Below are 7,485 nucleotides of genomic sequence, written 5' to 3' on the forward strand. Positions count from 1 at the left end.
TGGCCAAATTTTCATTGCACTTATTTTCTTGAAAATCAGAGGTTAAAGCCTCTCCGCCCGTACTGCTCTCGCTATAAAATAACACATTTGTCGAGAATGAGACGAAATCTTAAATGAAAGAGCCGTGTCCAGGCGTAATCAACCGCAGGCCGAATCTATGGTTATTCAGGGAAAATGCTTATCTTTGCATGTTTAAATTAAACACTCATCACTTAAAAAACAGAGAATACGCTCTTAGTTTCAACCACATCTTACACAGAATCAGACAAATGACTGAAACAGTAACAGACATATTGCCCTCAATCATCGAAGGGATCCGCGACCGCAAGGGCCGCAAGATAACCACAGTCGACATGAGCGACATCGACACCGCCGCCGCCCGCCGTTTCGTGATCTGCGAGGGCACATCCACCCAGCATGTAGCCGCTGTGGCTGACAGCATCCGTGAATATCTGCTTGAACACATCGGCGTCAAGCCCTATAACTATGACGGTTACGGCAATTCAACATGGATTGTGATAGACTACGGTGACACGCTTGTCCACGTCTTTCAGCGCGAGACCCGCGATCTTTATGCGCTTGAAGAGCTTTGGAGCGATGCCGTCATCACCGACTATCCTGATGAAGACTGATATAAAAAATCCTCTCATAATCAATTGATTCCAAAATGAGTTCTCCGACTCCACTCAACAATAATCCGAACCCGAAGAAGTTTAAGATCGGGTTCAGCATGTACTGGGCCTATGCCATAATAATCCTGTTCCTTCTCGGAATGCTCTATGTCGATGACACTTCTATAGAGAAGGAAGTGAGCTACACAAAATTCAAGGAATATGTAGCCACAGGAGGTGTGGGCGAGATCACCGTGTTTTCCAACACCAACAAGGCCGAGGCCGTGCTCTCCGACTCTCTTGCCCGGAGCGTCTTCAAGGAAAGCCAGTATAAGGGCGACAAGGGCACTATCGCCAAGATCATCACCGACATTCCGTCGGCCGACAAGTTCGAAGATCAGATCGACCTCTGGAATCAGGAGGGAGTGAAGCACGGCGAGGTCAAGTATGACAAATCGTCGGACTACGGCTCGCTGCTGTGGTCGTTCGGCCCGATTCTGCTTCTTGTGTTCTTCTGGTTCTTCATGATGCGCCGCATGTCAGGCGGAGCCTCAGGCGGCGGAGCCGGCGGAGTGTTCAATGTAGGCAAATCCAAAGCCAAGATGTTTGAGAAAGGCGAGGGGACCAACGTCACATTCAAGGATGTGGCCGGACTCTCCGAAGCCAAGACCGAGATACGCGAGATTGTGGAATTTCTCCGCAATCCCCAGCGCTACACCGACCTCGGTGCCAAGATTCCAAAAGGCGCTCTCCTTGTAGGCCCTCCCGGAACAGGCAAGACGCTGCTTGCCAAGGCTGTGGCCGGCGAAGCCAATGTGCCTTTCTTCTCGATGTCAGGTTCTGACTTCGTAGAGATGTTTGTGGGTGTCGGAGCCTCGCGAGTGCGCGACCTCTTCCGTCAGGCCAAGGAAAAAGCCCCCTGTATAGTGTTTATCGATGAGATCGACGCCGTGGGCCGTGCCCGTGGCAAGAATCCCAACATGGGGGCCAATGACGAGCGTGAGAACACCCTCAACCAGCTGCTTACCGAGATGGACGGCTTCGGGTCAAACAGCGGTGTCATCATCCTTGCCGCCACCAACCGCGCTGATATTCTTGACAAAGCCCTGCTGCGCGCCGGCCGTTTCGACCGTCAGATCAATGTCGATCTGCCTGAGCTGAAAGACCGCATAGAGGTGTTCAAGGTGCATCTGCGCAACATCAAGACCGATGACTCGGTGGATGTGGACCTGATGGCGCGTCAGACAGCCGGATTCTGCGGCGCTGACATTGCCAATGTCTGCAACGAGGCCGCGCTGATTGCTGCCCGCGGCAACAAGAAGGCCGTTGACCGCGACAGCTTCATGGCCGCTATCGACCGTATAATAGGAGGTCTCGAACACAGTTCGAAGATAATTTCCGACGACGAGAAGAAATCAATCGCCATCCATGAGGCCGGCCATGCCACCGTCTCTTGGTTCCTGAAATATTCCAATGAGATGGTCAAGGTGTCGATCGTGCCACGCGGAATGGCTCTCGGAGCTGCATGGTATATGCCTGAAGAGCGCCAGATCACTCCCAAGGAGGCTCTGCTCGACCAGATCTGCATGACTCTCGCAGGACGTGCGGCCGAGGAACTGACCACAGGCCAGATTTCTACCGGTGCGCTCAACGACCTTGAGAAAGTGACCAAAATGGCTTATGCAATAGTGGTTTACTACGGTATGAGCGACAAGATCCCCAACGTATGCTACTACGATTCGACCGGTCAGGCCTACGGCTTCTCCAAGCCCTACGGCGGTGAACGCGCCAAGCAGATCGACGACGAAGTGTCGCGCATCATCAGCGAGCAGTATGAGCGCGCCAAGAAGATTCTTACCGAGCATAAAGAAGGCCACGCCAAACTTGCCGAGACACTTCTGACAAAGGAAGTCATGTATGCCGAAGACCTCGTCAACATTTTCGGCAAGCGCCAGTGGAAATCTCGCACCGAAGAGATCATGGAGCTTCAGGCCGCGCGTGACGCCAAGCGCCTCGCCGAGGAAAATGCAGCCAAGGAAGCTGCCGGAGAGTCTGAAAAGCCCCATGAGGCAGAGCCTTCAGGCGATGCTGCTGACAGTCAGGAAGTGGTCGATGTGGAAGTCTCTGAAACGACTGAATCTACAGCCGCGGAAGAGAAAAAAGACACAGGCGTGACCCCTCCGCCCTACAAAGGCGATGGCTCAAAGGACAGTGAGAGCAACTGACCGTTGTTATTAGACAATTTCTGAAAATCCATATCAGGCGATCCGTATTCGCGGATCGCCTGAATTTTTTTGCCTCTCCCCGCATTATCGCACTTAAAGCGGAGCGGGGCGCTTGTATATTTGCGGGTGTGAATTATCAAAAAAACATAACCCAGCCATTACAAGCGATGAAAAATGCAAAGTCAGTCAGCATGTTGCCGGATTGTCCGGTGTCAAAAAAGTTTTATCAGGAAACCGTCAGCCGTATTCATGCTTCATTTCAGGCCATAGGCGGAAGTGCAGCCGATGAGCTTGCCGAGAAGACGGTCAAGGCCGTGAATGATTATCTTAGCGGAACTTGTCTGCCGGCCGATGACTCTGATGCGACTGTCAGGCTGATGTTTGCGCTGATCCGCAGTGAGCTTGACAAAGCTATGGCCCGCTCGGCGGCTGCCCGTCGGCGCAAGAAGGCGGCTCCTCGCCGCCCTCGGCGTAAATCTGCCGGAAAGAATGTCCCGGAAGTGTTTCGGAGCGAGGCCAAGGCCTCCGGAAGCGGCATTGACATGGCGCGCCTGGCTGAACTTCTGAAGATCAGGGAGCAGTTTGATTGTGACGATGAGGATAACTATGACGAGGCGGATGAACCGGCGGAGCCGATTTTGCTTAACCGCAGGCAGCGGCGCATGATAGAGCGTGAGAAGCGCAGAAAGGCGCGCCGCGAGGCCTCTCGGCGCCGTTGATGAAGATATCCGGTCGTGCTGCCGTTGCTGAAAAAGAGGGAGACGGCGTTACGGCAACGTCGTCTCCCCCGGCTTCAAAATCAACGTCAAAACTATTGTTATATAGCGCCGTATGTTTGATTTTATGGCTTTTTTGCAAAATGTTCAAGGGCCTCGCGGTTGCGGTTACAGTCGGCCTGAAGCTGCGGGCGGAGTATTCCGGCCTCCGTCGGGTCGATCATGGAAAGATCGGCATAGCGGTCTTCATTCATGGCGAATTGCTCAACGGTGCTGACCGGTTCCGGATCGGGGTAGCGGGGCGATTCGGTCAGCGGCGACGAGCCGTTGGCTCCGCTGTTGTCGGCCCCCGGAATCACAGAGTCGATGGTCAGAGCCGGGCGTCCTTCAGCCGCAGCCTGCGGATTGTAGCGGTAGAGAGGCCAGTAGCCCGCCTCGACAGCCCGTCGCTGTTCCACTATGGAGTGGCCGAGACCCGGACGGATGCCGTGGTTCAGACAGGGGCAGTAGGCAATCACTATAGCCGGTCCGGGATAGCGTTCAGCCTCAGCGAGGGCATCGATGGTCTGCTGATAGTTTGCGCCCAAGGCCACGGAAGCCACATAGACATTGCCGTAGGTCATCATCATGCGCCCCAGCTCTTTCTTAGCTACCCGCTTGCCGTCGGGGTTATATTTGGCCACAGCGCTGCGAGGCGTGGCCTTTGATGTCTGACCGCCGGTGTTGGAATAGCATTCAGTGTCCATGACCAGCACCTTCACCGGCTCGCCCGAAGCAAGCACATGATCGAGTCCGGCAAAGCCTATGTCATAGGCCCATCCGTCGCCGCCTATGGCCCATACGGTTTTCCGCCCGAACAGATCGGCCTCCTCAAGCAGGGCCGCATAGGCCGGACTGAGATCTCTGACAGGTTCGAGCATGGCTCTGAGCTGCCCGCCGGTTGCTGCCGAGAGTTCAGGATCGTCCATTGCCGAATACCAGGCCTCAAGCGGCTGCTTGAGATAGGGGAGAGTGTCGGGACTGTCTATCAGCTCCCTGACCTGCATGGCCACACGCTTGCGGCGGTGTTCGAGAGCTACGAGCATTCCGTAGCCGTATTCACCGTTGTCCTCGAACAGAGAGTTGCCCCATGCCGGACCCTTGCCTTGCGGATCGGTGCAATAGGCGTTTGAAGGATAGTTGGCACCCCAGATCGAACTGCACCCCGTAGCGTTGGCAATCAGCATCCTTTGCCCGAAAAGCTGTGTGAGCAGTTTGACATACGGAGTTTCCCCGCAGCCGGCGCAGGCTCCTGAGAACTGCAGGCATGGCTGGCGCAGCTGCGAGCCGTTGACGGTCTCGGCCGGAAGAAGACGATCTTTGAGAGTGACGTTGGCCATAGCCCACATTGCAAGCGGGACCTCGCGGTCAACCACATCTTCAAGCGGTGTCATGGTCAGAGCGTGTCCGGGGCAGATTATGGAGCATGACGAGCATCCCAGGCAGTCTTCCGGGAAATTCTGTATATGGAATCTGTAGCCCTTGAGCTGTTGAGCTCCGGTGGCATCCTTGAGCGCGAAGCCTTCGGGCGCTTTGGCGGCCTCTTCCGCCGACAGGAGGAAGGGGCGGATGGCGGCGTGGGGGCAGACAAGCGAACACTCTGCGCACTCAACGCATTTGTCTGCGTTCCAGACCGGCACACGGGTGGCAATGCGGCGGTGCTCGCAGGCGGTGGTACCCATAGGCATTTTACCGTCAGGCGAGAAGGCCGAAACAGGGATCAGGTCGCCGCGGCCTTTGATGCAGGGTGTGTGGATTGTGCGGATGAATGTTTCAAGCGCGGAATCGGCAAATGCCGGTTCCGGCCTTGCCGGAGCCTCCGGATCAGACCAGCCGCTGATTTCGCTGACATTGATCTCCTTGAGCGCGGCGATAGTCATGTCAACGGCCTTGATATTGCGGCTCACCACGTCGCCGCCCTCATGACGGTAGGTTTCGGACAGACGCTCCTTCAGAGCGGCCACACCCTCGTCAAACGGAATCAGGCCGCTGAGATAGAGAAACACCGTCTCCATCACCATGTTGATGCGCGGGCTGAGGCCACAGACAGCGGCAATGCGGTCGGCATCGATATTGTAGAACCGCAATTTCTTTTCAGTGATAGCCTTGCGCATGTCGGCGGGCAATTTTTCGGGCATTCGGTCGGGTGTCCAGGGTGAGTTCAGCACAAAGATACCTCCGGGCTTTATCTTGTCGAGCATATCAAAACGCCTTACATATGACGACTTGTGGCAGCCCACATAGTCGGCCCCGTCAATGGCATAGGCCGATGTTACCGGTTTCTTCCCGATTCGCAGCTGCGAGATGGTGTAGCCGCCTGATTTCTTTGCCGAATAACTGAAATAGGCCTGGGCGTAGAGACCGGGAGTGTTGCCGATGATCTGTGCCACCTGCTTTGTGCCGCCTACAGTGCCGTCATTACCGATGGCATAGAGTATTGTCTGATAGGTCCCGGAGGCCACATTGGTCTCCACGGTTTCAGTGACCGGAATCGAGAGCCGGGTGACATCATCGGTGATGCCTATTGTGAACGGATTCCGGGGCTCTTCCCTGGCCATTTCATCGAAAATGGCCTTGACCATCGAGGGATTGAACTCTTTGCTTGACAGTCCGTAGCGTCCGCCGATGATGCGGGTGTCGCGGAATTTCCCGCAATCATGGAGCGCTGTGATGACGTCCTCGCACAGAGGCTCATGGCAGGCTCCCGGTTCCTTGGTGCGGTCAAGCACCGCTATGCAACGCACCGACGGCGGAAGCGCCTCGCACAGCTCCCTGACGGGGAAAGGCCGGTAGAGGCGCACTTTCACCACCCCTGTCCGGTAGCCATTTTCGGAGTTGAGATAGTCTAATGTCTCGCTGACCACATCGGCAGCGGAGCCCATCACTATGATGACTCTGTCGGCATCGGGAGCGCCGTGGTAGTCCACAAGATGATAATTGCGGCCGGTGATGGAGCTTACCTTGTCCATTGCCTGCTGCACGATTGCGGGGAAGGCATCGTAGAATCTGTTGGCTGCCTCGCGGTTCTGGAAGTAGACATCCGGATTCTGGGCCGAGCCTCTCAGATCGGGGTGCTCAGGGTTCATGGAATGGCAGCGGAAAAGATTGACTTTCTCCCAGTTGACAAGGGGCCGCATCGACTCGTAGTCGATCACATCGATGGTATCCATCTCTGACGATGTCCGCCAGCCGTCAAAAAAATGCAACACCGGAAGTGAGCCTTCAATGGCTGAAAGATGGGCCACGAGGGCGAGATCCATAGTCTCCTGCACCGATGACGATGCGAGCATAGAGAAGCCCGTGGCACGGCAGGCCATCACGTCCTGATGGTCGCCGAAAATCGAAAGCGCATGAGTGGCAAGCGAGCGGCAACCCACATGGAAGACCACCGGCAGCAGCTCGCCGGCAATCTTGTACATGTTCGGAATCATCAGCATCAGGCCCTGCGAGGCTGTGAATGTGGTGGCCAGTGCCCCGGCCGCGGCCGCACCGTGGACCGCTCCGGCTGCTCCAAGTTCACTCTCCATTTCCTTTACCTCAAGGGGCTGACCCATCAGATTGCGCCGTCCCTGCAGCCCCCACTTCTGGGCGGTGTCACCCATTGCGGCTATGGGGGTTATCGGGTAGACGGTGGCGACGTCACTGAGTGCGAATGCCACGTGTGCGGCTGCTGTGCAACCGTCAAGGATCTGCTTTTTCATTTCTGTCGGATTGAAAGGTGGATGGTAGAGTCTGTGAGGAGATCTGAATGGTGAGCATAAGTGCGGTCAGGCTGCCATCGAAGAGTAAGACATAACGTAACATAATCCGATAGTTAGGCTGTAACGCTTTGAGAAATCAGGCGTTACAGCCTAAGTTATTCTTAGGAGGTTTGTGCATTTGGCGTCACTTTGT

4 protein-coding genes are annotated in these 7,485 nt (G+C 55.6%); 3 read left to right on the forward strand and 1 reads right to left on the reverse strand.

All coding sequences use genetic code 11. The annotated features are described in order from the left end of the window. Positions 1-269 precede the first annotated feature (269 nt). The 3 genes from rsfS (at position 270) to C5O23_RS13715 (ending at position 3,555) form a co-directional block, all read left to right on the forward strand. The gene (gene rsfS / locus C5O23_RS13705; protein WP_107033476.1) at positions 270-632 is read left to right on the forward strand and encodes a ribosome silencing factor; all 363 of its coding nucleotides are present in this window, start codon (positions 270-272) and stop codon (positions 630-632) included. Between the two features lie 35 nt (positions 633-667). After that, on the forward strand, positions 668-2,836 hold the full coding sequence (gene ftsH, locus C5O23_RS13710) for an ATP-dependent zinc metalloprotease FtsH (RefSeq protein WP_107033477.1): 2,169 nt from the start codon (positions 668-670) through the stop codon (positions 2,834-2,836). A 167-nt stretch (positions 2,837-3,003) separates the two neighbouring features. Then, complete coding sequence (locus C5O23_RS13715) at positions 3,004-3,555, forward strand: hypothetical protein (protein WP_107033478.1); 552 nt, start codon at positions 3,004-3,006, stop codon at positions 3,553-3,555. Between the two features lie 122 nt (positions 3,556-3,677). On the opposite strand, the gene nifJ is transcribed toward C5O23_RS13715, so the two are convergent. Continuing rightward, a complete protein-coding gene (gene nifJ, locus C5O23_RS13720) occupies positions 3,678-7,292 on the reverse strand; it encodes a pyruvate:ferredoxin (flavodoxin) oxidoreductase (protein ID WP_107033479.1) in 3,615 nt (1,204 codons plus the stop codon). Positions 7,293-7,485: the final 193 nt, after the last annotated feature.

Origin of the sequence: Duncaniella muris (assembly GCF_003024805.1) — a bacterium.
Taxonomy (GTDB): Bacteria; Bacteroidota; Bacteroidia; order Bacteroidales; family Muribaculaceae; genus Duncaniella; species Duncaniella muris.

Excerpts from the sequence above, each read along its gene's own strand:
- rsfS (WP_107033476.1), top strand. The coding sequence starts at position 270 with ATGACTGAAACAGTAACAGACATATTGCCCTCAATCATCGAAGGGATC.
- ftsH (WP_107033477.1), top strand. The coding sequence starts at position 668 with ATGAGTTCTCCGACTCCACTCAACAATAATCCGAACCCGAAGAAGTTT.
- C5O23_RS13715 (WP_107033478.1), top strand. The coding sequence starts at position 3,004 with ATGAAAAATGCAAAGTCAGTCAGCATGTTGCCGGATTGTCCGGTGTCA.
- nifJ (WP_107033479.1), bottom strand. The coding sequence starts at position 7,292 with ATGAAAAAGCAGATCCTTGACGGTTGCACAGCAGCCGCACACGTGGCA.